Raw genomic sequence first — 25,659 nt, forward strand, 5'->3', positions numbered from 1 at the left:
AATCACCATAGCGTTATAAATTATGAGATTTCATCACTGCGCTGAATGAGTAACGCTAATGCTCTGGCTCTGGTGTCTGATGAAAAAATCGCCAAAGCACAGAAAACAAAATATCGGTAGCTGCTCATCCCTATATGAGTGGCTTACAGACACTAACTACACAGTTTTACTGATCTATCATTAGAAAGGTGTCCATATGAAAATCGGCTATATCACTTTCACCAGCGCCATGTTGTTCTGTTTATCCACCGCAGCTCAGCCATTGATTGCCAGTGGCTTATTGATAAAACAGATATCGTTAGCCAGCAGTCTTACTGTTTCAAATGACTTTTCTGTGCACGGAGTTCAACCGAGTTATTGGCTTAAAGACGGCCAAGGACAAATTGAAATGACAATAGCAACCCATGACCACTTACTGATCACCGGCTATCTCTATGATGTGGAGGGGCATGAAAAAGCGCGAGCCGAAACATTAATTAATAATCGAACGAAAGATTTTTCATTACCTTTGGAAGGTATAGCAGCGGGGAATTATAAGTTAGTGATTAAAGCATTGAACACTGAACATCAAAGTGCCATTAAAAATTTTAATATTGCTTTAGCCAATTTCGCTGAAAATTAAAGATAAAAAAGGGGGAGCTAATCCGTTCCCCCTTATCAATAAGTTTAATTAGCCCAATTGCTTACGAGCATTACGGAACATACGCATCCATGGGCTATCTTCACCCCACTCTTCCGGATGCCATGAGTTACTGACAGTACGGAAGACACGCTCTGGATGCGGCATCATGACGGTGGCCCGCCCGCTGACACTGGTTACCGCCGTAATACCATGCGCTGAACCATTCGGGTTCGCCGGATACTGCTCGGTGACCGCACCTTGGTTGTTCACAAAGCGTAATGCCACCAAGTTGCTCTGTTCCAATATTGCCAGATGCGCCGCATCACGCACTTCAACCCGGCCCTCACCGTGTGAAACCGCAATTGGCATGCGGGAACCCGCCATATCCTGCATAAACAGGGATGGGCTGTTTGCCACTTCGACCAGACTGAAACGCGCTTCAAAACGGTCCGATAAATTGCGGACAAACCGTGGCCAGTGTTCAGCACCCGGAATAAGTTCGCGCAGATTAGACATCATCTGGCAGCCATTACACACCCCCAACGCCAGTGTTTCTGGGCGGTGGAAGAAAGCTTCGAACTCATCACGCACGCGGTCATTGAACAGAATGGACTTCGCCCAACCTTCGCCTGCGCCCAATACATCGCCGTAAGAGAAACCACCACAAGCCACTAAGGTCTGGAAAGATTGCAAATCAGTGCGCCCTGCCAGCAAGTCACTCATATGCACGTCAACGGCATCAAAACCGGCGCGATGGAAAGCGGCGGCCATTTCAACGTGGGAGTTAACCCCCTGCTCACGCAGCACGGCAACTTTTGGTCGCGCCTGTTTGATAATATAAGGTGCGGCGATATCTTCAGCGGGATCAAAGGTCAGTTTCACATTCAGGCCAGGGTCGCGCTCATCCTGTTTCGCTTGATGCTCTTGATCAGCGCAATCTGGATTATCGCGCAGGCGCTGCATCTGCCAAGTGGTTTCAGCCCACCACAAGCGCAGGGTGCTGCGTTTTTCGCTGTATACCGCCTCGGTACCACTGCGGATGTCAAAAACATCCCCCTCAACAGCGCGGCCCAGATAATGGACACAGTTTGCCAAACCATGGTCAGCCAGCACTTTTTCCACTGCGGCTCGCTGCTCAGCGCGCACCTGAATCACCGCCCCTAACTCCTCATTAAACAAGGCGGCCAGCGCATCGTCACCCAAGGATTGAATATCAACTTGCACACCGCAATGACCAGCAAAGGCCATTTCAGCCAGTGTGACCAACAAACCGCCGTCTGAGCGGTCGTGATAGGCCAACAAGGCTTGATCTGCCACTAAACGCTGCATGGCATTGAAGAAGCCCGCCAGTTGTTGCACATCGCGCACATCCGCCGGTTTATCCCCTAACTGACGATAAACCTGGGTCAACGCCGTCGCCCCCAGTGCATTGTGGCCCGCGCCCAAATCAATCAGCAACAGCGCATTGTCACCTTTGTCAGTACGCAACTGCGGGGTTACGGTGTGACGAACATCTTCGATACGGGCAAAAGCGGTAATCACCAATGACAGCGGCGAGGTCATTTCGCGCTGTTCATCCCCTTCCTGCCAGCGGGTTTTCATCGACATAGAGTCTTTGCCCACCGGGATGGTAATTTCCAGCGCCGGACATAATTCTTCACCCACCGCGCGCACCGCTTCATACAAACCGGCGTCTTCACCGGGGTGACCGGCGGCGGACATCCAGTTCGCCGACAGTTTAATGCGCTTGAGTTCACCAATTTGGGTCGCGGCGATATTGGTCAATGCTTCGCCAACCGCCAAACGGGCTGAAGCGGCAAAATCCAACAAGGCCACTGGCGCACGTTCGCCCAGTGACATTGCCTCGCCATAGTAGCTGTCCAGACTGGCGCTGGTAACGGCACAGTCAGCCACCGGGATCTGCCACGGGCCGACCATCTGGTCACGGGTGACCATGCCGGTTACGGTGCGGTCGCCAATGGTGATCAGGAAGGTTTTCTCTGCTACCGCCGGTAAATGCATCACGCGTTTTACTGCATCAGCAATGCTGATTTCAGCCCGCTGCAGAGCCTCTCCCTGCGCTTGCAGGCGGGTAACATCACGCAACATTTTCGGCGTTTTACCTAACAGCACATCCAACGGCATATCAATGGGTTGATTATCGAAATGACGGTCATTCAGGGTCAGATGCTTTTCTTCGGTCGCTTCACCGATAACCGCATATGGCGCACGTTCACGACGGCAAATCTCATCAAATTGTGCCATCTGCGCTGGGGCAATGGCCATGACATAGCGCTCCTGAGATTCGTTACACCACACTTCCAGCGGGCTCATACCCGGCTCGTCGTTTAGAATGTCACGCAACTCAAAACGGCCGCCACGGCCACCGTCACTGACCAATTCTGGCATCGCGTTGGACAAACCACCGGCACCGACGTCATGAATAAACAGGATGGGGTTGTGGTCGCCCAACTGCCAGCAGCGGTCGATCACCTCCTGACAACGGCGTTCCATCTCCGGGTTATCGCGCTGTACCGAAGCAAAATCCAGATCCGCATCAGATTGGCCAGAGGCCATGGAAGACGCCGCACCGCCGCCCAAACCGATATTCATTGCTGGGCCACCGAGCACCACCAGCTTAGCACCCACGGTGATTTCGCCTTTCTGCACGTGATTCGCACGGATATTGCCAATCCCGCCCGCCAGCATGATCGGCTTATGATAGCCACGTAGCTCGGTGCCGTTATGGCTGTTTACGCGCTCTTCATAGGTACGGAAGTAGCCCAACAGCGCTGGGCGACCAAATTCATTGTTAAACGCCGCACCGCCCAATGGGCCTTCGGTCATGATATCCAGCGCGGTCACAATGCGATCGGGTTTACCGAAATTCTCTTCCCACGGCTGTTCAAAACCGGGGATACGCAAGTTAGAAACAGAGAAACCCACCAAACCCGCTTTCGGTTTAGCGCCGCGCCCGGTGGCCCCCTCATCACGGATTTCTCCACCCGAGCCAGTCGCCGCGCCCGGCCATGGTGAAATTGCCGTCGGGTGGTTGTGAGTTTCAACTTTCATCAGGATATGCGCCTCTTCCTGATGGTAGCCATAAACGCCATTTTCTGGCGCGGCAAAGAAGCGCCCGACCGAAGAACCTTCCATCACCGCAGCATTGTCTTTATAGGCCGACAACACGTAATCCGGGGTATGCTCAAAGGTGTTTTTGATCATCTTAAACAACGATTTAGGCTGATCAACACCGTCAATTTTCCAATCCGCATTAAAAATCTTATGGCGGCAATGCTCAGAGTTGGCCTGAGCAAACATATACAGCTCGATATCTGTCGGGTTGCGCCCAAGGCCAGTAAACGCGGCCAACAGATAATCAATTTCATCCGGAGCCAGTGCCAGACCCAATTTAATATTGGCCTGATCCAGTGCACTACGGCCCTGCGTCAAAATATCCACCCGTTGTACCGGAGCGGGCTGATGATGAGAGAACAGTTGCTCGGCTTGCTGCAAATCGGTGAAAACCGTTTCCATCATGCGGTCATGCAGCAATGCTGACAATTGCTGCCATTGGCTTTCAGTCAGGTTCGGGCCTTGTATATAGAAAGCCAGACCGCGCTCCAGGCGCAGAACCTGTGGCAGTGCACAATTATGTGCAATATCAGTTGCTTTGGAAGACCACGGAGAAATTGTCCCCGGCCTTGGTGTCACTAATAATAAACGCCCTTCTGGCGCATGTTCGGGGAGAGATGGCCCATATTTAAGCAGCCGCTGGAGTCTGGCGTGTTCGTCAGCACTCAAGGGAGCGCTGACATCGGCAAAGTGAACGTATTCGGCATAGATATCATCTACCGGCAGATGAGCATCCTGGCAACGGGACAGCAGTTTGGTAATTCGAAAAGCCGACAAAGCGGGCGAACCACGCAGTATTTCCATAATCTAAGTTTCTCTCTCTTCGAAGCGACTGGGACAGCACTTCATTGGGCGCAGCATGCATTGGCGCAAAACAGGGGAAAACGCGCGCCATTATAGTGAATCTGAGCCGCCGACGAAACCGTTTGCGTCGCTATTATTCATAATTGCGTCAGAAATTTTTGTTAGAGATATACATTGAATACCGGATCAATAAGCTCGCAATAAAGTTGCACACTGACGAATTATTGCGCAAAATGCCGCTCTACTGGGGATTTAACCATGTCGATTTACGCTTCAAAATACACATATAAAGAGCGCTGCCGAGAGATAACTATTTGACGCGCATAAAATTAAATTACTTTGTCATCGGTATCATTGCCTTACTTCTGGCCCTCGCGCTGTGGCCCAATATTCCGTGGCGCAATGGACAAGAAGGGCAACTGGACCGAATAAAAGCCCGTGGTGAACTGCGAGTTAGCACTATAAGTTCACCCTTGATCTACTCAACCGGAAAAGATGGCCCTTCCGGTCTCGACTATGAGCTGACACAACGTTTTGCTGACTATCTGGGGGTTAAGCTGGTGATGACCCCGCATCATAATATCAATGATCTGTTTGATGCTTTAGATAGTGACGATGCCGACCTCATTGCTGCCGGGCTAATTTATAACCGCGAACGTCTTAACCGGGCGCGCACTGGCCCTGCCTATTATTCCGTGTCGCAACAATTAGTCTACCGGTTGGGTGCTCCGCGCCCAAAATCATTCAGCGACCTGAAAGGCCAACTGATTGTGGCCTCCGGCTCAGCCCATATGACCACCTTGAAACAACTTAAACAGACTAAATATCCGGATCTTAACTGGGGGTCGTCAGTTGATCGCTCCGGCAAAGAATTACTGGAGCAAGTCGCAGAGGGCAAGCTCGACTATACTCTCGGCGATTCTGTCACTATTGCGCTGCTGCAACGCATTCACCCACAATTGGCAGTGGCTTTTGACGTTACGGATGAAGAGCCAGTGACTTGGTATTTCCAACAGAGTCGTGATGATAGCCTGTATGCGGCAATGCTCGATTTCTACAGTGAGATGGTAGAAGACGGCAGTTTGGCGCGTCTGGAGGAAAAATATCTCGGCCATGTCGGCAGTTTTGATTATGTCGATACCAAAACATTCCTCTCCTCCATTGATAATGTGCTGCCCTCTTTCCAGCCCTTATTTGAAAAGCATGCCGGTGAAATTGACTGGAAATTACTGGCAGCGATCGCCTATCAAGAATCCCATTGGAATCCACAAGCGACCTCCCCCACCGGGGTGCGCGGCCTAATGATGCTCACGCGGGCCACCGCCAGTAGCTTGGGAGTAAAAGACCGGGTTGATCCCGAAGAGAGTATCAAAGGTGGTTCGGTTTACTTGCAACGGCTGATGCAAAAAGTGCCAGAGACCATTCCAGAAGATGAGCGAATTTGGTTTGCGTTGGCTTCATATAATATGGGTTATGGTCATATGCTTGATGCCCGCAAACTGACCAAAAAACAAAATGGTAACCCAGACAGTTGGGTAGACGTAAAAATGCGGCTACCCATGTTGAGCCAAAAACGCTACTACCCGAGCACCACTTATGGCTATGCGCGGGGTCACGAGGCCTATAACTACGTCGAAAACATCCGCCGCTATCAGGTCAGTCTGGAGGGATACTTGCAGGAAAGAGAGAAAAAAGCCGCGCAGCACGCCGCGATTGAAGCCGAATTAGGTAAAGCTTATCCAGTCGTCGGGCCCGGCTGGTCAATCAATAATTAGCACTTCTTTCAGATTCCCGACGCCATTGTTGCCAACTCTTTTAGATTGCCAATCATGGAGGGGAAACGTGTCGTTGGGGTCGTAGCGACGAAGTCGCCGGAGCGCCCCTAGGTACGGTCGCCCTTTCACTCGCTGAGCTATCATTAATCTTACTTATTTTTACTTACATCTCGCGCGGTTCAGGATTTTCCCGCTGCGCGAGTTTCAGTGCTTTTTGCTGTTCGCGCCGCAGGCGGAAAAACGCGCTCAATTGGTGGGAGCAAGCATCAGCCAGCACACCCGCGGTTATCTCAATCTGATGATTCATTCCAGGATGGCGTAAAATATCTACCAGAGATCCCGCCGCACCGGTTTTCAGATCATTAGCGCCATAGACCAGCCGGCGAATCCGGCTGTGTACCATAGCACCCGCACACATCACGCATGGCTCCAGAGTGACATACAAAGTCGCGTCTATTAGACGATAATTCTGCACCGCTTGCCCGCCTTGGCGCAGCGCCATAATTTCAGCATGTGCTGTTGGGTCGTTATCACCAATAGAGCGGTTCCAGCCCTCACCAATCACCTGATTATCCAGCACCAGTATTGCGCCCACCGGCACTTCGCCTTCTGCTTGCGCGCGTAGCGCCAATACTAATGCCCGCTGCATCCAATACTCATCACTGTATTCAATTGGCGAATCACATTCAGAATGCGAATTATTATCAGTAGACACATTAACCCCTTTGGCACTTTTTGCGGCGTGCATTATACACAGCAATCACTATCGCCACTAAATTCACTATAAAATAGCTCAATACATCATGATCAGTTAATGTTCCGATAAGGTAAGAATCATTCCTGATATAAATGATATGCAACTATATGGAAGCCAGAAACATGAAGCTCAACAAGAAGAGCGCGGTAATTGTGCGTAAAACCCTTGATGGATGGGCCAAAGAAGGAGTTATTCCTGAAGAAGAACATCAGCGTTTGTTGGCAAACATTGATGTTCAACCTTTTGACTGGCGCAGGTTGGCAGGTTACGCCTTCCTTGCCGCACTGGCCTCACTGGTCATCGCGATTGGCAGTCTGATGGCTGATACTTTTCTATTAGCCTGGATTAGCCAATTTTTCCGCTTTGATCCTCCAGTGCGAGTCGCGGTCACTGGCGTCTTAGCCGCGGCCTTTTATGGCTGGGGGTTTTACCGCCGCCGACAAGATGCCAGCAAAATCTATAGTAATGAGGCCGTGCTGTTCCTCGGTGTCATTTTTACTGCTGCGGCTATCGGCCAGCTTGGCGAATGGCTGGATAACGGCAGTGGCCGCATCTCGGTATTATTGTTGCTCGGCACCCTGATTTACGCTGCGGTCGGCTGGTTTGGCCGCTCACCACTGGTGTGGCTGTTTGCCTTGCTGTCACTGGGCAATGCGTTTGGTGCAGAAACCGGCTATATGTCCGGTTGGGGCGCTTACTGGCTGGGAATGAACTATCCAACCCGCTTTATTGCCTTTGGTTTGCTGCTGTGCGCCAGTGCATTGACATTACAACCGCAGTTGGCGGCACGTCGGCTGGATCGGGTTTCGCAGGCCATGGGGCTGCTTTATCTGTTTATTGCCCTGTGGTTATTGTCTATTTTTGGCAATTACGGCGATATCGATCATTGGTATCAACTACGCCAGATTGAACTGCTCCATTGGAGTATCTTATTTGCTCTCGCAGCCGCTGCGGCAATCTGGCTGGGGTTAAAGCGCGATGATGCCATGCTACGCGGCTTTGGCCTGACATTTTTGGCCATCAACTTGTATACCCGTTTCTTTGAGTTTTTCTGGGATACCATGCCGAAAACTATTTTCTTCCTGTTGCTCGGCATCAGTTTGTGGCTGCTAGGCCGGCATGCTGAGCGGATCTGGCGGCTAGGCCATCATGAAAATGATGTGACTCATTAGAGCAATGTGGCGAATAACTTCAGTGGGCTTTTACCCCCACTGAAGCCTATTACAACTGTATGTTATTTCAACTACGACTCATTCTAACTGTTGTAATTCGCCAGTTTTACTGACCCGCCAGCGGTGTTCGCAAAAATGCAACAGCGGGTTATCTTGCTTACTGTCACTGTAACCGCTGTAGAGTTTCAGTGGCGACCCCAAGCGCTGTTCTAATTGCACCACTTTTTCTGGCCCTAAACAGCGCAGTGGCAACACCCACCCGCCATTGCGTCGTGCCATACGGCTCCCCACCAGCCGTAAATGGTGAATAAAGTCTGAATCGTGATAAACCTGCTCGACCAGCCGTTGCGGTGAGCCGGTAATCAGCCACACCTGGGCATCGGTGCTCTGCAGATATTGGCGCAAGCGCATCATCACCACCGGAAATTCAGTCACTTTTTGGCGGAATTCCTTCACAAAGCGCAGTTCCAGATCCTTCAACTGCGCTTCCGGCCGGCCAAAAGTGAGCGCCCACAGCAATAAACTGATTGGCCAACGAGCACAACGCCCGCCAACCAATAACCCCAATCCAATAACCGGCAGTAATGGAATCACCAACAATATATTCAGTGGCAAATGGCGCAGCAGAAAACGCAAAAAGCTGCCAAACATATCCTGTTGATGCAACGTGCCATCTAAATCAAAGAAGACAACCCGTTTGACATTTTCCGCGGGCGGCTCGGCCATTGTGTCATTTTGCTCGGCGCTAAAAACATTTGTCATTGAAATCCCATAAATCCAGTCAATAGAAATCTACTCGTGCAGTTCAATACAGTATCATTGTACTGACCGCTGCGGGCCAGTGACAGCCAGCCTTACAATGCGGCACGTAAATATCCATTATGTCGCTGTAAATCCTGATGAGCTTGCTCCGCACTGACACCTTTTAAAATCATCAAAATGGCCGGTTTGACTTCGAATTCAGTTTGCGACAAGGCACTTTCCGCCTCAGCGCGGCTGGCTCCGGTAGCTTCAACCACAATGCGGCACGCGCGATCGACTAATTTCACATTGGTCGCTTTTACATCCACCATCAGATTTTGATAGACCTTGCCAAGCTTCACCATCGCGCCAGTAGATAACATATTTAGCACCAGTTTTTGCGCCGTACCCGATTTCATGCGAGTAGAGCCGGTCAGGGCTTCTGGCCCGACGACGGGCGAAATAGCGACCAGCGCTTCTTGCGCGATAGGGGAATCGGGATTACAGGAAATAGCCGCAGTGGGGCAGCCAAGCTGGCGGGCATAACGTAGCGCGCCAATGACATAGGGAGTGCGGCCCGAGGCGGCCAGCCCGACCACCATATCCACCGCGGTCAACTGTAAATTTTGCAAATCGCGCTCGCCGAGTGACATATCATCCTCAGCCCCCTCTACCGCTTTGAGTAACGCGCCGGGGCCACCAGCAATTAAACCGATGACCATACCATGCGGCACACCAAAGGTCGGCGGGCATTCCGAGGCATCTAAAACGCCAAGCCGCCCGCTGGTACCGGCCCCCAGATAGATCAAGCGCCCTCCGGCCTGTAAAGCTTTCGCTGCTAAATCTACCGCGTGAGCAATGTTGGGTATCACCAAACGAATCGCCTGCGGCACTTTACGGTCTTCATCATTAATGCGAGTGAGCATCTCCAAAGTGGAGAGCTTATCCAAATCCATCGTGGCCGGATTGCGACTTTCAGAAATCAAAGCACCCAAATTCATGATTTTTTCCTCATTGGATTTTTTATTCATAATGACTTAGTTGTAATTGAAAATAGATGAAAGTGCGTGTTTTCTTGTCCCATTCACCCGACTTTCACAAAAAAAGGGTGTTATGCTCCAGCACTTAACCTTTGATTTTATTATTTATGGGTATTATTAACCAACTTGGCAGAATAACTTCCCATATTCAGGAACTGATTTATGAGTAGTCTTCTTCGCATTCGTCAGCTCTATCCAACGCTGGCACAAAATGATCGTAAGTTAGCCGATTTCCTGCTGACTAATCCCGAGTTGGCACGCCACCTCAGTTCACAAAAGCTGGCACAACAAACTGGCGTTAGCCAATCTGCGGTGGTTAAATTCGCACAAAAATTAGGCTATAAAGGTTTCCCAGCACTTAAACTCGCATTGAGTGAGATTGTGGCCACTCCCGCGCTGGCCGTCACTCTTCACAACCAAATTTTGAGCACTGACAGTTTAAAAACGGTGGGCGAAAAGTTATTGGCCGAAAAAGTTGCCGCGCTACGCGCGACTTTGGATATCAATAGTGAACAGCGCTTAGCAGAGGCACTGGCGATGCTACGGGCGGCGCGAAGGATTATTTTGACCGGTCTGGGGGCCTCTGGCTTAGTGGCGAAAGACCTTGCACATAAGCTATTGAAAATAGGTGTTATGGCGGTATCTGAAACTGATATGCATGCACAACTGGCTGCGGTGCAAACCTTGGATACTCGAGATTTACTGCTGGCTATCTCCTTTAGCGGCGAGCGTCGTGAGCTTAATCTGGCGGCAGAAGAAGCACAACGTTGTGGTGCTAAAGTGCTGGCACTGACCAGTTTTACCCCTAATAGCTTGCAGCAGCGGGCTGACCATTGTTTGTATACTATCTCGGAAGAGCCGGCCATTCGCAGCGCAGCTATTTCATCGAGCACTGCCCAATACGCGCTGACCGACCTGCTATTTATGGCGATGATCCAGCAAGACCTTGAAAGTGCTCAAGAGCATATTAAGCACAGTGCGGCACTGGTGAAAAAACTGGTCTAAGGATACCAGAGGGGTATAATCCCCGCTGTTAAGCATCCCCGACCTAAGGTAAGAGGAATCATGGCCCTGTTGATCACTCGTAAATGTATAAATTGCGACATGTGCGAGCCGGAATGCCCTAACGAGGCAATTTCCATGGGTGTAGACATTTATCAAATTGACCCGATGCGCTGTACAGAATGCGTCGGTCATTACGAAACGCCAACGTGTCAGTTGGTCTGCCCTATCGATAATACGATTTCTATCGATCCCGCTTGGGTAGAAACTAACGAACAGCTGTGGGACAAGTTTGTCCAATTGCATCACGCCGATCGTTTATAGGATATATGACTTTCTTATGAAGTAAATTATCAGTGCCTCCATTGAAGCACTGATAATAAAATCAATTCAAATCCGCATTAAATAAACAGGCTGATCAGCAGCACCATCGCCAAGCCAACCACTGAGTTGGTTAGCTCCAGCAAGCCCCAAGTTTTCAAAGTGTCTTTAATCGATAGATCAAAATACCCTTTAAACAGCCAGAATGAAGCATCATTAATATGAGTGAAGGTATTAGAACCTGCCGCCGTTGCCAGTACCAACAGTGCCGGATCGACTGAGGTAATAGTATGCGTTACTGGGTCCATAACTGCGGCACCAATAATACCTGCGGCAGTCATCGCCGACACCACCCCCTGCCCGGTTGACAAGCGGATAAGCACAGTAATCAGCCAGGCCATGATGTAAGGCGACACACCGCCCGCGGACATCAACATACCAATGGTATCGCCAATGCCGGTATCAATGATGACCTGCTTTAACGCCCCGCCCGCACCGATGATCAAGATGACCATGGCAATGCCTTTTACTGCCCCTTCAAATGAGTGCATGACCCATTCCATTTTATGACCACGCCCGGTGCCGAATAAAACAAAAGCAACCAGCATGGCGATAAACATGGCAATAGGTGATGAACCCAGGAAGTTCAAGATGGTGTACGTCGTCGTCCCTTTCACCAGCCAGATGTTGGCAATGGTGGTAAAAATCATAATGAAAGCAGGGATTAACGGCACCAGAATCGAGGTACTGAACGACGGCAGGTTATTCTCATCCAGTGGATTTTCTGCTTTCAGGAAAGTTGGAATTGGGCGTTCCAAGTTACCGAGAAACTTCGGTAAAATCAGACCCGCACAAATAACAGAAGGAATGGCAACCAAAATCCCATAGATATAAACCATCCCCATATCAGCACCATAGGCACTCACCAGTGCAACTGGTCCTGGCTGTGGTGGGAAAAGGGAATGCGCAGTGGTCGCGGCAGCTACAGCCGGGATGGCTAGCTTGAGGAATGGGATCTTAGCTTCAACAGCAATAGCAATGATCAGTGGTGCCAAAATGATAAAGGCAACTTCATAGAACATCGCCAAACCAAAGATTAGGCCAATGATGATGACCGCAAACTCAACATACTTCAGCCCAAATCGGCGTAATAGTGTTTGAGCTATCTGATGGGCAGCACCGGAGTCGACCATCAACTTGCCGATCACTGCACCAAATACGACAATTATTGCCAGTTCACCGAGTGTCCCACCAAACCCCGCTTTAATAGTATGCAGAAGTTTGAGCAGATCCATCCCAGCGAGAGTACCCACTAACAGAGCCGCCAACAGCAATGCAATCATTGAGTTGATCTGATAGCGTATATTCAGCACTAGCATTAAGCCAATACCCAATACCACCCATAGGATATTAATCCATTCCATCTTTTATTTTCCCCAGTTATGAAACATCAAATTTTTTCTAGTATCACGATTTTTATATTGGTCAGGCCAAATCTAGTGATTTTTTGTTGATCGAAAATCGCTGTCATACTGCCATTTCTGTTTTAATTTCGTACTCATTTGAGTAAATTGTCTATAAGGCCCAACAATTTGGTATTACAAGTACCACTAATTGGGCGACCAAATGAAGTATTGGTTAACCAACTTGTTGTGCAGATCGCAAAATTAAGATTTATTTCGGTGAGTTTTCACCCGGCGGAGGGGAAAAAAGTACACAGATTTCAGATGGGGAATAAGAGAGAAGTATGGGAATGAGGAGTGACAATTGGATAAAATCAAAACAAAAAAGGGCGGTATTTTCATACACGCCCTTTCATTCCCACTCATTGCGTCTTGGTGGCAATAACGAGTTTTAGCTTTCGATAATCACAGTTGCACAGGCATAACGCCGCTCATCTGCCAAGGTCACATGCAAAGACTTGACCCCAAGTTCAGCCGCTAACTCTGCTGCACGTTGATGCAAACGTAGCGTTGGTTTACCCAATGCATCGTTAACGACTTCGAACTGGTTAAATGCCAAACCATTACGGATACCGGTGCCAAATGCTTTAGCGGCAGCTTCTTTAACGGCGAAGCGTTTGGCCAAAAAACGGATTGGCTGTTGGTGCTGCTGATAATGTTGCCATTCCGATGGGCTGAGAATACGCAGTGCCAGCTTATCACCACTGCGTTCAACTACGGCTTCTATCCGAGAAATTTCAACAATATCAGTACCTAATCCAAGAATAGCCATTACCGACGCGCTTCTCGCATTAATACTTTCATATCGGTAACAGCAGCAGCAAGCCCTGACATAACGGCCTGGCCAATGATTGCATGACCAATATTTAGCTCATGCATCTCTGGCAAGGCGGCGATAGGTTGAACGTTATGATAAGTCAGGCCGTGACCCGCGTTAACTTTCAATCCTTTACTGGCGGCATAGGTCGCCGCTTTGGCGATCCGCATTAATTCAGCCTGACGGGCCAAATCTGAAGAAGCATCAGCATAAGCACCAGTATGAATTTCAATGTAAGGTGCCCCGACAGCCACAGCAGCATCAATCTGGCGCATATCAGCATCAATAAACAGTGAAATCAAAATCCCTGCGTCGGATAAACGACTCACTGCGATGGTCATTTTATCAACCTGACCAGCGACATCCAACCCACCTTCGGTGGTGACTTCTTGCCGTTTTTCCGGTACCAAACAGCAAAAGTGGGGTTTTATCTCACAAGCGATGTCAACCATTTCATCAGTAACGGCCATTTCCAAATTCATACGAGTCTGGATGGTTTGGCGCAAAATACGCACGTCCCGATCCGTGATATGGCGACGATCTTCGCGTAAATGGACAGTAATACCGTCAGCACCGGCTTGTTCTGCAATAAACGCTGCCTGAACAGGGTCGGGGTAAATAGTTCCACGTGCATTTCGTAATGTCGCGATGTGATCAATATTAACGCCCAGCAACAAATCAGCCATGACAGCCCTCCAGATATGGATGCATCTTTGATAGATTAATAAGCATGTAAGAATGCTTGCCAATAAACGCATAAGTGTCTGGCAGTTTACACCGAGTCAGCGGGCAGCGGATAGGCACAGTAAAGGAAAGTTGATGAACGGCAGTGTAAACAGTGGGTTGCAGGGACTAAGGCAAGGGTTCTGCTGGCGGTTTAATCACAAATTGGCGGAACAGTTCGCGACTTTTTAACGGCTTACCCCCCAAGTAAGGTTTCAGAGCAATGCGGGTAAAACGCTTGGCTGCGCGTAACGTATCAGCATCAGGAAACTCACGGTTAGCCAAAGCCAATAATTGGCGGCCAGTAAAACTGTAGTGATCAACCACTAAACTGGCAATAAATCCTTTTTCCTCACGGTAGCGGTAAGTCATGCTGTCAGACACCGGCTGGCCACTGCCCGCGCAATGAAGGAAATCAACGCCATAACCAAGATGGGCCAATATTGCCAATTCAAACTGGCGTAAAGCATATTCAGGGGAGCCATCGCTACCAGCCAATGATTGTAAACAATGCAGATAGTCGAAGAATAGAGCGGAGTAATTGGTTTGGTGTTCAAGGACGCGCGCGAGCAGCTCATTGACATATAAGCCGCTGTACAACATTGAACCGGTCAATGGAAGAGCCAGCGAAACCGGCTCGGCACTGCGCAATGTTTTGACTTCACCACGGCCAGTCCAACGAACCAGTAATGGCGTAAAGGGCTGCAAGCAGCCCTTTAGATTGGAACGGCGACCCCGCGCACCTTTAGCCAACACCCGCATGCGACCCTCCCCTTCAGTGAATAAATCCAGCATTAAACTGGTTTCACTGTAAGGTCGCCCATGCAGGACAAATGCGCGTTGCCAACCTTCCATCGGCGAGCCTTATTTCAGGTCGTCGGTATAGCCTAAGCTGCGCAATGCACGTTCGTCATCTGCCCAGCCTGATTTCACTTTCACCCACAGCTCAAGATGGACTTTAGCTTCGAACATTTGTTCCATGTCCTGGCGGGCTTCGATACCGATGGTCTTGATTTTTGAGCCTTTATTACCGATGACCATTTTCTTCTGGCCTTCGCGCTCGACTAAAATTAGCCCATGGATGTTATAGCCACCACGTTCATTTGGTACAAACTGTTCAATTTCAACTGTCACCGAGTAAGGTAATTCCTCGCCTAAGAAGCGCATCAGCTTTTCACGAATAATTTCTGACGCCATAAAACGCTGGGAACGGTCAGTGATGTAATCTTCCGGGAAGTGATGCACCGCTTCTGGCATATGCTTGCGCACAATACTGGCGATGGTGTCCACATTCATCCCTTTCTCAGCAGAGATAGGAACAACGTCCAGGAAATTCATCTGCTGGCTTAAGAACTGGATATGCGGTAACAGTTTAGTTTTATCTGTAACGTTATCGACTTTGTTGATGGCCAATAATACTGGACACTGCAAACTGCGCAGTTTGTTCACCACCATTTCATCGTCGGCAGTCCAGTTAGTGCCTTCAACGACAAAAATCACTAATTCCACATCACCGAGAGAGCTGCTTGCCGCACGATTCATTAAACGGTTAATCGCACGTTTTTCTTCAATATGCAGCCCTGGGGTATCAACATAAATGGCCTGATAAGGCCCTTCAGTATGGATCCCCATAATACGGTGACGTGTAGTTTGCGGTTTACGTGAAGTGATGGAGATTTTCTGCCCCAGCAATTCATTCAGCAAGGTAGATTTACCCACATTCGGGCGGCCTACAATTGCAATAAAACCACAATACGTTTTTTCTACTTCGCTCATTCAAGCTCCAACTTTATCAGCGCTGCTTCCGCTGCCGCCTGCTCAGCTTTACGGCGACTTGAGCCGGTGCCTATTACCGGTTCATTCAAGCCACTCACCTGACAGTGGATAGTAAATTCCTGGTCATGTGCTTCACCGCGAACCTGCACAACCAGATAAGAGGGTAATGGCAGATGACGGCCCTGCAAATATTCTTGCAAGCGCGTTTTTGGATCTTTCTGCTTATCACCAGGGCTGATTTCGTCTAACCGACTGCGATACCAGTCGAGAATCAGCCGTCCAACCGTATGAATATCGCTGTCTAAGAATATACCGCCGATTAAAGCTTCGACCGTATCTGCCAAAATTGATTCACGGCGGAAACCGCCACTTTTCAATTCACCCGGGCCAAGGCGTAAACATTCACCAAGGTCAAACTCACGGGCCATTTCGGCTAGCGTATTGCCTCTGACCAATGTCGCTCGCATCCGACTCATATCCCCTTCATCAACACGGGGAAAACGGTGATACAGCTCATTGGCAATAACGAAACTTAATATAGAGTCACCCAGGAACTCCAAACGCTCATTATGTTTGCTACTGGCGCTACGATGAGTCAGTGCTTGCAGCAAGAGCTCCTGCTGTTGAAAAGTGTAGCCCAGCTTCCGCTGTAGCCTATTTATTACGATGGGGTTCATGAGTTACCAATAGATCAAGAATGCGTCAAAAACTACAGCATACGGAACAGGTCTGATCAGCCAATATTACCAAAACAAAACTGTTTCGTTTGCAGTGGCTCCCATAAAAGAGCCAACTGTTAGCGCTCGAAAGGTTATTCTACAACGAGTGGAAATATAATGCTGCGTTTAAATGCCCTGCGAACTTGAAGTGACAGCGTGTTTATCCCCCGCCGTCACTTCAATGACTCAATATAGATTAATGTATTCCACCAATACGACTTAAACGCACACCCGTTGGCCATTCACCTTCTTGCTTTTCAAAACTCATCCAAATAGCCGTGGCTTTACCTACCAGATTACGTTCTGGCACAAAACCCCAATAGCGGCTATCGGCACTATTATCCCGGTTATCACCCATCATAAAGTAGTGACCTTCCGGCACAACCCACACGCCTAACGGCTGATTAGGTTGCTGATAATAAGCCCCAACTTGCTCTTGGCGGCCAGGCACAGTGAGGATCTGGTGGGCAACCGGGCCGAGGGTTTCAGTCCGCTCACGCAGGCGTACACCACCATCCGGCACCGCCTGATTTAATGGAATTTGGAAGAATCCAGCAGAGGCCTCACCATTACCGCTATAACGGAATGTTTGTACGAAATCGCTTGGTTCTGATGCACTGTAAGTAATTGGCAACGCACTGTCACAAGAAGTCCCGGTATTACAAGCAGGTTGAACCGTTACTTCTTTACTGATTGGATTATAACTGACCCGATCTCCCGGCAAACCCACCACCCGCTTGATATAATCCAAACGAGGGTCTAGCGGATATTTAAACACGGCGACATCGCCACGTTTCGGGTGCCCTGTAGGGATTAGCGTAGTTTGCGTAATAGGGTCTTTAATTCCGTAAGCAAACTTCTCTACCAGAATGAAATCACCGATCAGTAATGTGGGCATCATCGAGCCAGAGGGGATCTGGAAGGGCTCGTAAATAAACGAGCGCACGATAAATACCAGAGCTAACACCGGGAAGACTGAAGCACAAGTCTCAATCCAACCAGGCTGTCGTGCAGCCGGTGCGAGAGTCTTGTTATCTACCGCACTCCCGGTTTGCGCCTTGATAGCCGCAGTTTGGGCGTTAACAGCCGCAACTTTTGCCTGACGGGCCGGCCCCCATTTAAACCGCTCGAAGCACCAAATAACCCCGGTTACCAACGTAGCTATCGCTAAAATCAAGGCAAACATGTTAGCCATCAAAACTCCTTATTTACTGTCTTTTCCGACATGCAGAATAGCCAGGAAAGCTTCTTGCGGTAATTCAACGTTACCGACCTGCTTCATACGTTTTTTACCATCTTTCTGTTTCTGCAGAAGTTTCTTCTTACGACTCACATCGCCGCCATAACACTTCGCCAATACGTTTTTCCGTAACTGTTTCACAGTCGAGCGAGCAATGATGTGGTTGCCTATAGCCGCCTGAATCGCAATATCAAATTGCTGACGCGGAATCAGTTCCTTCATTTTCTCAACCAGATCACGGCCGCGGTACTGCGCATTATCACGGTGAGTAATGAGTGCCAGCGCATCGACTCGCTCATTGTTGATTAATACATCAACACGCACCATGTCGGAAGTCTGGAAGCGTTTAAAATTGTAATCTAATGATGCATAACCGCGAGATGTGGATTTCAGGCGGTCAAAGAAATCGAGCACCACTTCAGCCATCGGTATTTCGTACGTCAGCGCCACTTGGTTACCGTGGTAAACCATGTTGGTCTGCATACCGCGCTTTTCAATACACAATGTAATGACGTTACCCAAGTATTCCTGTGGCAACAGCATATGACATTCAGCAATAGGTTCGCGTAGTTCCTCAATGTTATTCAAGGCTGGCAGCTTGGAAGGGCTATCGACATAAACCGTTTCCTGAGCAGTTGTAATCACTTCATACACCACCGTGGGTGCTGTAGTGATAAGTTCCAGATCGTACTCACGCTCCAAACGTTCCTGAATGATTTCCATATGCAGTAAGCCCAGGAAACCACAGCGGAAACCAAAACCCAGTGCTGTAGAACTTTCTGGCTCATAGAACAAAGAGGCATCATTAAGGCTCAACTTGCCTAATGCATCGCGGAAAGCTTCATAGTCATCAGAGCTAATCGGGAACAGACCCGCATAAACCTGTGGTTTGACTTTCTTAAAACCAGGTAATGATTTTTCAGCCGGGTTACGGGCCAATGTCAGCGTATCACCGACCGGCGCACCCAGAATGTCTTTTATCGCACAGACCAGCCAACCTACTTCGCCACAGTTCAGTACGTCACGATCAACACGTTTTGGTGTAAAGATACCCAACCGGTCAGCGTTGTAGCTCTGGCCAGTACTCATAACCTTAACTTTATCGCCTTTACGCAACGAACCATTCTTGATACGGATTAATGATACGACACCCAGATAGTTATCAAACCAGGAGTCAATAATCAGTGCCTGTAATGGGCCATCCGGATCGCCCTGAGGCGGCGGAATATCGCGCACCAGTCGCTCAAGAATATCAGGAACACCTACACCGGTTTTTGCTGAGCAACGCACTGCATCAGTCGCATCAATACCGACGATGTCTTCAATTTCTTCAGCAACGCGCTCTGGGTCTGCCGCAGGCAAGTCAATTTTGTTCAGAACTGGAACAACTTCCAGATTCATTTCCATCGCCGTATAGCAGTTTGCCAGCGTTTGCGCTTCAACACCCTGCCCTGCGTCAACGACCAATAAAGCCCCTTCACAAGCCGCCAAGGAGCGGGAAACTTCATAAGAGAAGTCAACGTGGCCGGGAGTATCGATAAAATTAAGTTGATAGGTTTGACCATCTTTTGCGTGGTAATCAAGTGTCACACTCTGTGCCTTGATGGTAATACCACGCTCACGCTCCAGATCCATAGAATCCAGTACTTGAGCGGCCATTTCTCGCTCAGATAAACCGCCACAAATCTGAATAATACGGTCCGACAGTGTCGATTTACCGTGGTCAATATGGGCAATAATAGAAAAGTTTCTTATGTGCTTCATTTATATGAATTTTTCTCTAGTCGTTGTCTTTAATTAATTATTGGTGGACACAGCGATGGACTCAAACCCAAAACTACCCACATAAATATGCACGCATCTTACACTGTAAGTCAGCCTCGTGAAAGGCATCACACTTAGCTTGTTACCTCATTTATGCTGTTAAAATGTATCAGCGCCTCTCCATTGGCTGTTATAGCCAAGATGCCATACTGGCTCAACAACTCATACCCTTCTATTCTATAAATCTTTATTAAATCACTTTAGGAAAATGCTCATTTACCCTCTTGATAAAAAGCCTAATGTATTAATGTAATTCAATAATAACCAAGTGAAATATCTACTTGGCGGCTGAAAGGAGTATATTATGATCGACGAAGGAAAAATACTTAGCCGCCATGAGTTAAGAAGTAAAAACTCAAAATTAACTATTGGCATAATAGTGTTTATATTAGGATTGAGCTTTGTAATAATTAGCTTATCAATTACTACGTCTATCTTTTCAACACCCTCAATTCTTTCAATGCTATGTGTTGCTATTGCCGGTATATCATTAAGTCTATTAATTCATTCGGGTTTATACAATAATCCAATATTCACCTACTTTCTTTATGAAAAAGGCATTCGTGTTTTTAATCATGACAATGGGAGTGTTTATTTTATCTCATTTAACAAAATAGAATATATTTATAAATATCACACAGGAATAGATCCTAATGGTAAAATTAATACCATGGCATTCCGCACATCAAAAAACAAATCTTGGAATATTATTAATAATAATATAACCAATGCATACCCCCTCATAAATACGATAATTCATCAGCAAATTATGCAGGTCGGTTTAATAAGCTTAAATACATTATCACGAGGTAAAACAATCGTATTCGATATAGTGCGAAAGAATGAGCGCTGGTCAAGACTACGCCCATCTAATATCCATAAGATGAAAAAAATTCAGATAGATACGATCCCTCTGTCACTCAGTGCACACTCATTAGTCACAAAAAAAGGTACGATTAACATTGAGGATATATTACGCATCGAAACGTTACGTGAAGCACGTCATGACAAGATAAGATTATTTGATGCGAAAGGTAACATACTATTTTCGATAGATTACTCATCACTTATCAGTGCAGATCTTTTTATTGCCTTACTGGAGCACATGATACAAAACAGAATACCCGCCTATTATGGCTAATAAGTAGCGAAGAATTACTCTTGATGAATACGCATAGCGGTTGGCGGTAAACCAATCTGTAAGACAGTAGGTTGATAATCATTTTTCCCTTCAATCTTAATAGCCACTGTCCGGGCCAATAAAAAGCCCAACCCCGCCCCTAAAATAGCACCAAGCGCCGTAAAAGCATCAGTGAAAAATAAAGCTTGAAACAAAGTGCCCCCCATTATTAAACCGACTAATGGGGTCAAATAAACCAAAGCAGCAGAACGCAATAAGCTGCCTTCACTGATACCAACCTCAACTTTTTGCCCAGGCTCGAGTGGTTGTGAAATCGCTATTTTTAATTGATGCTCAGATTCTGGCCCCAATTCATTCAATAAATGACTACCACACCCTGAACGTGCATTACAACTCCCACACCCCGAATGTGGTTCGCAACGTAAAAGTGCCACCCCATTCTTCCATGAGATAACTGTTGCCCATTCTTTCATCATTTAGCCGACTCCAGAACCACACTATCGGCAATACGTTTTGCCGTTGATGGAGGTAACTCACCCACTACGGTGATTTCTACATTATTACGAGTTTCAGTATGGACAGTACGTCGCCCTTGGCGCAGTGACTGTTCGGAAGGCGCATCTTTACCCGCAGGGTTCACATTCACAGAAAAACTAAACAGACCATCGGAATAGAGTCGTGATTCAGTGGGTGTATCCATATTAGGCAATGTGCGGCGACTATGGGAAACCTCTGTCACCCCCTCCGGCAACCAACGCGGAGCCCAGGTAAAATCCACCTTGGTTTTTGCTGGTAAAGCAAGCAATGGCGGTAAGGACAGTTTTAATACTCCCCGCAGAATTTCCTGAATAGGCTCGCCAACAGCAAAAGAAATCACCCGAAACTGCTCAAGTGTTTCACCATCGCGATCTAACAAGTCTACCCGCATAGGAAGTTTTGTTGTCTCATCCATCCAAATAATATAACTGTATCTCGTACTGTCACGGGCAACCACCCTGATAACCTGGCATGGTCTATCAGCGACACGCGCACGGCCGAGTGCAATATAGTTATAATGCTTTGATAATTTTTCAAAATCGGGGAATACAACAGAAGGCAAAGCATCAATAATATGCTCACCACTCAACGTGAAAGAGTCAAATCCTGGCTCGAAATAACTTATTTCATCACCACGTTGTATGATCTCAGTACGCGGTCCATCCATACGCAGCAATTGTGCTAACGTTTTTTTATCTAGAATGGCATGACGATAGCGAAGAGAATCAATCCCTTGCTTGTTAACGTTTATGTACGATAGCTCATAATTGAGCGATTGGCTGGCAGCGCTCATGTCCTGCAACATTGCTATCGGCGTGGTATCCGCCGAAGCAATTGTTGGCATGAACAGGCTGCCCGCCATTAAACAGACGGAAAACCAAAGTTGCTTCATTACTGCTGCTGCATTCCTAAGGACTGAGTTCCAGGGACCTGAATAGCGGCTTGTGTTGATGCTGAAGGCACCTGCGACAACTCAGTTTGTGGCAAACGGCGCTGTAATTCAAAATCTTGCAACTGCGTCATCATATTCACACGACGACGTTGCTCTTGAACCTGATGCTGTTGACTCGTCCCGAAAGAACCATCAGCAGGCACACCAAAACTGACAGGCGAAGCTTTACCCATCATCGGTAACGTATTAAAAGCAGGAGCTTCTGGCTGTAAATTACCAGATGCGGGTTGGTTATATTGCTGAACGCCTACAATGACGGCGAGAGAAACACACGCAGCAACCCCAACTTGGGTAATCTGGCTGGCCCATGGGCGAACTTTTTGCCAGAAAGGCATTTTCTGCCAAACATGTGGTTGTGGCTGAGATTCAGGCACAGCAATAGGAACAAAACGAGCTGGCTCATTTTTGAGCGCCTCTGCGACACGACTGGCGATATCCAGATGCAAGACTTCACCAACGTCCCCCCGCAGGGTATCACGGATTAAATGATAGCTCTGCCAGCTTTGCTGTAATGCTTTATCTTTCGATAAAGAACCCATCAGCTCACTATCAAGAGTTTCTCCGTCCATCAGAGCGGAAAGCTTTTCTTTCTGCATGCCAAATACCCTTTGTGTGTCCGCTTATCGCTGAATCAGCGGCTGAACTTTGTTATCGATAGCCTCTCTGGCACGGAAGATACGGGAACGAACAGTACCCACCGGACAGTCCATAATGACGGCTATCTCTTCATAGCTTAGACCATCTAACTCCCTGAGTGTAATCGCCATCCGGAGATCTTCAGGAAGTGACTCTATGGTTTTAAAAACTATCTGCCTCAATTCTTCAGACAACATTAAGTTCTCAGGGTTCGATATTTCTTTCAATGCACCCGCATTTTCGTAATTTTCAGCATCATTTGCATCTACATCACTGGATGGCGGGCGCCGCCCCTGAGCGACTAAATAGTTTTTTGCTGTATTAACAGCGATACGGTAAAGCCAAGTATAGAAGGCACTGTCGCCACGAAACGACTCTAGGGCGCGATAGGCCTTAATAAAAGATTCTTGAACTACATCAGGAACATCACCCTGAGGCACGTATCGGGATACGAGGCTCGCAACCTTATGCTGGTATCGAATTACCAGTAAATTGAACGATTGCTGATCACCTTTCTGGACCCGTTCAACCAGCATTTGATCCGTTAACTGCTCGCTCATCCGAGGTGAACTCTCCCGAAATCTATCCCCACGCTAAAAGTAGTACTGCCAGCCATATATTTATTTTCCTGAGCAAGCACACGCTTGTAGTTTATAAAATTTGCAAAGTTCCATGTTGCCAGATTATTTGTCTGAATATTGTTTAGACATCTTATAGCCATAGCTTTTGCTCTGGCAGATAGGCTAACATGAATTTCACTCTTCTTCTGCACACATCATACGATATGCCATCATCATCTGAACACGTTAGCGATGTATTGATCATCGGGAGTGGCGCTGCCGGTTTGTCATTGGCTTTGCGTCTTGCACCACATTGTAAAGTCACAGTTCTGAGCAAAGGCCCACTGAATGAAGGCGCCACTTTTTATGCTCAGGGAGGCATTGCTGCCGTTTTTGATGAAACTGACAGCATCGATTCACATGTTGATGACACTCTCATTGCCGGCGCGGGGCTTTGCGACAAAGAAGCCGTCGAGTTTATCGCCAGCAATGCACGCTCTTGTGTGCAATGGCTGATTGACCAAGGTGTCCTTTTTGATACCGAGACTAATGCCAGCGGCGAAGAACGTTATCACCTTACCCGCGAGGGCGGCCACAGCCATCGGCGTATATTACATACCGCGGATGCTACAGGTAAAGAAGTAGAGACCACCCTGGTGGGCAAAGCAAGCGCCCATCCGAATATTTTAGTCAAAGAGCGCTGTAACGCAGTCGACCTTATCACGTCCAATAAAATTGGTTTATCGGGGACAAAACGCGTCGTTGGCGCTTATATCTGGAACCGCGAGTTAGAGAAAGTTGAAACTTTTCGGGCCAAGGCCGTTGTATTAGCAACAGGTGGCGCCGCTAAAGTTTATCAATACACCACTAATCCAGATATTTCCTCTGGCGATGGAATTGCCATGGCATGGCGTGCCGGCTGTCGGGTCGCTAATTTGGAATTTAACCAATTTCATCCTACTTGCCTGTTTCATCCACAAGCTCGCAACTTTTTACTGACCGAAGCCTTACGTGGTGAGGGCGCTTACCTTAAACGCCCTGATGGTAGCCGTTTCATGCTCGATTTTGACCCACGAGGCGAGCTCGCACCACGCGATATCGTCGCGCGCGCCATTGACCACGAAATGAAACGCCTTGGTGCTGATTGTATGTACCTCGATATCAGCCATAAACCCACTGATTTCGTCATACAACATTTCCCGATGATCTACGAAAAACTGCTGTCTTTGGGGATCGACCTAACCAAAGAAGCCATTCCAATCGTCCCAGCCGCACATTATACCTGCGGCGGTGTGATGGTCGATCAACACGGGCGCACCGATTTGGATGGGTTATATGCGATTGGCGAAGTCAGTTATACCGGCTTACATGGCGCTAACCGCATGGCGTCCAATTCGTTACTCGAATGCCTGGTCTATGGCTGGTCAGCTGCTGAAGATATTCTTTTGCGCCTGCCGACAGCCAAGCTGGCCCCGCATTTACCTGATTGGGATGAAAGTCGTGTTGATAACTCCGATGAACGCGTTGTCATTCAACATAACTGGCATGAATTACGCTTATTTATGTGGGACTACGTCGGCATTGTGCGGACGACTAAACGCTTAGAACGTGCCCTGCGCCGGATTAATACATTGCAGCAGGAAATTGATGAATATTACGCCAATTTCCGTATCTCGAATAATTTGCTGGAATTACGCAATCTGGTACAAGTTGCCGAGTTAATTGTGCGTTGCGCCATGGAGCGGAAAGAGAGCAGAGGGTTGCACTATACTCTTGACTATCCTGAACAAATTGACAATCCAAAACCCACGATTCTCCATCCGTAATGCATTTAAGGGCGCGATATTTTTTGCGAATATAAAATATCGCGCCCTCTAGCACCATTTCCACGGCTTTGGCAAC

Annotated in this window: 22 protein-coding genes and 1 pseudogene; 7 read left to right on the forward strand and 16 right to left on the reverse strand. The window is 48.1% G+C overall.

Annotation, left to right across the window (positions count from 1 at the left end; translation table 11 throughout):
• The first annotated feature begins 196 nt into the window (after positions 1-196).
• Entirely contained in the window at positions 197-622 is a 426-nt protein-coding gene (locus DX162_RS00595) for a hypothetical protein (RefSeq protein WP_004390528.1), read from the forward strand.
• A gap of 48 nt (positions 623-670) precedes the next feature.
• Here the strand turns inward: DX162_RS00595 and purL are convergent, their stop codons facing one another.
• A complete protein-coding gene (gene purL / locus DX162_RS00600) occupies positions 671-4,561 on the reverse strand; it encodes a phosphoribosylformylglycinamidine synthase (RefSeq protein ID WP_004390527.1) in 3,891 nt (1,296 codons plus the stop codon).
• A gap of 314 nt (positions 4,562-4,875) precedes the next feature.
• On the opposite strand from purL, the gene mltF reads away from it, so the two are divergent.
• A complete protein-coding gene (gene mltF, locus DX162_RS00605; protein ID WP_004390526.1) occupies positions 4,876-6,336 on the forward strand; it encodes a membrane-bound lytic murein transglycosylase MltF in 1,461 nt (486 codons plus the stop codon).
• Positions 6,337-6,499: 163 nt separating this feature from the next.
• Here the strand turns inward: mltF and tadA are convergent.
• Positions 6,500-7,091, reverse strand: a pseudogene (gene tadA / locus DX162_RS00610) (tRNA adenosine(34) deaminase TadA).
• 124 nt (positions 7,092-7,215) lie between these two features.
• Here tadA and DX162_RS00615 point away from each other — a divergent pair.
• The gene (locus DX162_RS00615; RefSeq protein WP_032819828.1) at positions 7,216-8,265 is read left to right on the forward strand and encodes a hypothetical protein; all 1,050 of its coding nucleotides are present in this window, start codon (positions 7,216-7,218) and stop codon (positions 8,263-8,265) included.
• Positions 8,266-8,343: 78 nt separating this feature from the next.
• Here the strand turns inward: DX162_RS00615 and yfhb are convergent, their stop codons facing one another.
• Together yfhb and murQ are read right to left on the reverse strand one after the other, a co-directional pair.
• Positions 8,344-8,991 (reverse strand): phosphatidylglycerophosphatase C, encoded by a 648-nt coding sequence (gene yfhb, locus DX162_RS00620; protein WP_080548281.1) that lies wholly within the window; start codon positions 8,989-8,991, stop codon positions 8,344-8,346.
• A gap of 128 nt (positions 8,992-9,119) precedes the next feature.
• Complete coding sequence (gene murQ, locus DX162_RS00625; protein WP_004390522.1) at positions 9,120-10,037, reverse strand: N-acetylmuramic acid 6-phosphate etherase; 918 nt, start codon at positions 10,035-10,037, stop codon at positions 9,120-9,122.
• A 171-nt stretch (positions 10,038-10,208) separates the two neighbouring features.
• On the opposite strand from murQ, the gene DX162_RS00630 reads away from it, so the two are divergent.
• Positions 10,209-11,051, forward strand: coding sequence for a MurR/RpiR family transcriptional regulator (locus DX162_RS00630; protein WP_004390521.1), 843 nt, complete (start codon positions 10,209-10,211; stop codon positions 11,049-11,051).
• 60 nt (positions 11,052-11,111) lie between these two features.
• Positions 11,112-11,372 (forward strand): YfhL family 4Fe-4S dicluster ferredoxin, encoded by a 261-nt coding sequence (locus DX162_RS00635; protein WP_032819826.1) that lies wholly within the window; start codon positions 11,112-11,114, stop codon positions 11,370-11,372.
• A gap of 77 nt (positions 11,373-11,449) precedes the next feature.
• Here DX162_RS00635 and gntP read toward each other — a convergent pair whose 3' ends face one another.
• The 8 genes from gntP to lepA form a co-directional block, all read right to left on the reverse strand.
• Positions 11,450-12,793, reverse strand: coding sequence for a gluconate permease GntP (gene gntP / locus DX162_RS00640; RefSeq protein WP_004390520.1), 1,344 nt, complete (start codon positions 12,791-12,793; stop codon positions 11,450-11,452).
• 430 nt (positions 12,794-13,223) lie between these two features.
• Complete coding sequence (acpS, locus tag DX162_RS00645; protein ID WP_032819825.1) at positions 13,224-13,604, reverse strand: holo-ACP synthase; 381 nt, start codon at positions 13,602-13,604, stop codon at positions 13,224-13,226.
• Positions 13,604-14,335: a pyridoxine 5'-phosphate synthase gene (gene pdxJ / locus DX162_RS00650; protein ID WP_004390519.1), complete on the reverse strand. Its 732-nt coding sequence runs from the start codon at positions 14,333-14,335 to the stop codon at positions 13,604-13,606. The genes acpS and pdxJ overlap by 1 nt, the downstream gene beginning before the upstream one ends.
• 166 nt (positions 14,336-14,501) lie before the next feature.
• Complete coding sequence (gene recO / locus DX162_RS00655) at positions 14,502-15,227, reverse strand: DNA repair protein RecO (protein WP_004390518.1); 726 nt, start codon at positions 15,225-15,227, stop codon at positions 14,502-14,504.
• Positions 15,228-15,236: 9 nt separating this feature from the next.
• Positions 15,237-16,148, reverse strand: a complete 912-nt coding sequence (era, locus tag DX162_RS00660; protein WP_032819824.1) for a GTPase Era — start codon at positions 16,146-16,148, stop codon at positions 15,237-15,239.
• Positions 16,145-16,825 carry a ribonuclease III gene (rnc, locus tag DX162_RS00665; protein ID WP_004390515.1) on the reverse strand — a complete coding sequence of 227 codons (681 nt, stop codon included), beginning with the start codon at positions 16,823-16,825 and terminating at the stop codon, positions 16,145-16,147. Before rnc ends, era begins: the two co-directional genes overlap by 4 nt.
• Before the next feature lie 238 nt (positions 16,826-17,063).
• Positions 17,064-18,062, reverse strand: a complete 999-nt coding sequence (gene lepB / locus DX162_RS00670) for a signal peptidase I (RefSeq protein WP_032819823.1) — start codon at positions 18,060-18,062, stop codon at positions 17,064-17,066.
• Positions 18,063-18,071: 9 nt separating this feature from the next.
• On the reverse strand, positions 18,072-19,871 hold the full coding sequence (gene lepA / locus DX162_RS00675; protein ID WP_004390512.1) for a translation elongation factor 4: 1,800 nt from the start codon (positions 19,869-19,871) through the stop codon (positions 18,072-18,074).
• Positions 19,872-20,235: 364 nt separating this feature from the next.
• On the opposite strand from lepA, the gene DX162_RS00680 reads away from it, so the two are divergent.
• On the forward strand, positions 20,236-21,072 hold the full coding sequence (locus DX162_RS00680) for a hypothetical protein (RefSeq protein WP_004390511.1): 837 nt from the start codon (positions 20,236-20,238) through the stop codon (positions 21,070-21,072).
• 14 nt (positions 21,073-21,086) lie between these two features.
• On the opposite strand, the gene rseC is transcribed toward DX162_RS00680, so the two are convergent.
• The 4 genes from rseC to rpoE are packed head-to-tail and all read right to left on the reverse strand — an operon-like array spanning position 21,087 to position 23,757.
• A complete protein-coding gene (rseC, locus tag DX162_RS00685) occupies positions 21,087-21,548 on the reverse strand; it encodes a SoxR-reducing system protein RseC (protein ID WP_032819822.1) in 462 nt (153 codons plus the stop codon).
• A complete protein-coding gene (rseB, locus tag DX162_RS00690; protein ID WP_004390509.1) occupies positions 21,545-22,501 on the reverse strand; it encodes a sigma-E factor regulatory protein RseB in 957 nt (318 codons plus the stop codon). Before rseB ends, rseC begins: the two co-directional genes overlap by 4 nt.
• Positions 22,501-23,157, reverse strand: coding sequence for an anti-sigma-E factor RseA (gene rseA, locus DX162_RS00695; RefSeq protein WP_032819821.1), 657 nt, complete (start codon positions 23,155-23,157; stop codon positions 22,501-22,503). The genes rseB and rseA overlap by 1 nt, the downstream gene beginning before the upstream one ends.
• 24 nt (positions 23,158-23,181) lie before the next feature.
• Positions 23,182-23,757: an RNA polymerase sigma factor RpoE gene (rpoE, locus tag DX162_RS00700; RefSeq protein WP_005159396.1), complete on the reverse strand. Its 576-nt coding sequence runs from the start codon at positions 23,755-23,757 to the stop codon at positions 23,182-23,184.
• A gap of 224 nt (positions 23,758-23,981) precedes the next feature.
• On the opposite strand from rpoE, the gene nadB reads away from it, so the two are divergent.
• Complete coding sequence (gene nadB, locus DX162_RS00705; RefSeq protein ID WP_004390507.1) at positions 23,982-25,583, forward strand: L-aspartate oxidase; 1,602 nt, start codon at positions 23,982-23,984, stop codon at positions 25,581-25,583.
• The last annotated feature ends 76 nt before the right edge of the window (positions 25,584-25,659 follow it).

Origin of the sequence: Yersinia kristensenii (genome assembly GCF_900460525.1) — a bacterium.
In the GTDB taxonomy this organism is placed as follows: domain Bacteria; phylum Pseudomonadota; class Gammaproteobacteria; order Enterobacterales; family Enterobacteriaceae; genus Yersinia; species Yersinia kristensenii.

Excerpts from the sequence above, each read along its gene's own strand:
- DX162_RS00615 (WP_032819828.1), top strand. The coding sequence starts at position 7,216 with ATGAAGCTCAACAAGAAGAGCGCGGTAATTGTGCGTAAAACCCTTGAT.
- rseA (WP_032819821.1), bottom strand. The coding sequence starts at position 23,157 with ATGCAGAAAGAAAAGCTTTCCGCTCTGATGGACGGAGAAACTCTTGAT.
- DX162_RS00630 (WP_004390521.1), top strand. The coding sequence starts at position 10,209 with ATGAGTAGTCTTCTTCGCATTCGTCAGCTCTATCCAACGCTGGCACAA.
- rnc (WP_004390515.1), bottom strand. The coding sequence starts at position 16,825 with ATGAACCCCATCGTAATAAATAGGCTACAGCGGAAGCTGGGCTACACT.
- yfhb (WP_080548281.1), bottom strand. The coding sequence starts at position 8,991 with ATGGCCGAGCCGCCCGCGGAAAATGTCAAACGGGTTGTCTTCTTTGAT.
- DX162_RS00595 (WP_004390528.1), top strand. The coding sequence starts at position 197 with ATGAAAATCGGCTATATCACTTTCACCAGCGCCATGTTGTTCTGTTTA.
- DX162_RS00635 (WP_032819826.1), top strand. The coding sequence starts at position 11,112 with ATGGCCCTGTTGATCACTCGTAAATGTATAAATTGCGACATGTGCGAG.
- rseC (WP_032819822.1), bottom strand. The coding sequence starts at position 21,548 with ATGATGAAAGAATGGGCAACAGTTATCTCATGGAAGAATGGGGTGGCA.
- era (WP_032819824.1), bottom strand. The coding sequence starts at position 16,148 with ATGAGCGAAGTAGAAAAAACGTATTGTGGTTTTATTGCAATTGTAGGC.
- nadB (WP_004390507.1), top strand. The coding sequence starts at position 23,982 with ATGCCATCATCATCTGAACACGTTAGCGATGTATTGATCATCGGGAGT.
- rpoE (WP_005159396.1), bottom strand. The coding sequence starts at position 23,757 with ATGAGCGAGCAGTTAACGGATCAAATGCTGGTTGAACGGGTCCAGAAA.
- pdxJ (WP_004390519.1), bottom strand. The coding sequence starts at position 14,335 with ATGGCTGATTTGTTGCTGGGCGTTAATATTGATCACATCGCGACATTA.
- lepB (WP_032819823.1), bottom strand. The coding sequence starts at position 18,062 with ATGGCTAACATGTTTGCCTTGATTTTAGCGATAGCTACGTTGGTAACC.
- lepA (WP_004390512.1), bottom strand. The coding sequence starts at position 19,871 with ATGAAGCACATAAGAAACTTTTCTATTATTGCCCATATTGACCACGGT.
- murQ (WP_004390522.1), bottom strand. The coding sequence starts at position 10,037 with ATGAATAAAAAATCCAATGAGGAAAAAATCATGAATTTGGGTGCTTTG.
- DX162_RS00680 (WP_004390511.1), top strand. The coding sequence starts at position 20,236 with ATGATCGACGAAGGAAAAATACTTAGCCGCCATGAGTTAAGAAGTAAA.
- gntP (WP_004390520.1), bottom strand. The coding sequence starts at position 12,793 with ATGGAATGGATTAATATCCTATGGGTGGTATTGGGTATTGGCTTAATG.
- acpS (WP_032819825.1), bottom strand. The coding sequence starts at position 13,604 with ATGGCTATTCTTGGATTAGGTACTGATATTGTTGAAATTTCTCGGATA.
- rseB (WP_004390509.1), bottom strand. The coding sequence starts at position 22,501 with ATGAAGCAACTTTGGTTTTCCGTCTGTTTAATGGCGGGCAGCCTGTTC.
- purL (WP_004390527.1), bottom strand. The coding sequence starts at position 4,561 with ATGGAAATACTGCGTGGTTCGCCCGCTTTGTCGGCTTTTCGAATTACC.
- recO (WP_004390518.1), bottom strand. The coding sequence starts at position 15,227 with ATGGAAGGTTGGCAACGCGCATTTGTCCTGCATGGGCGACCTTACAGT.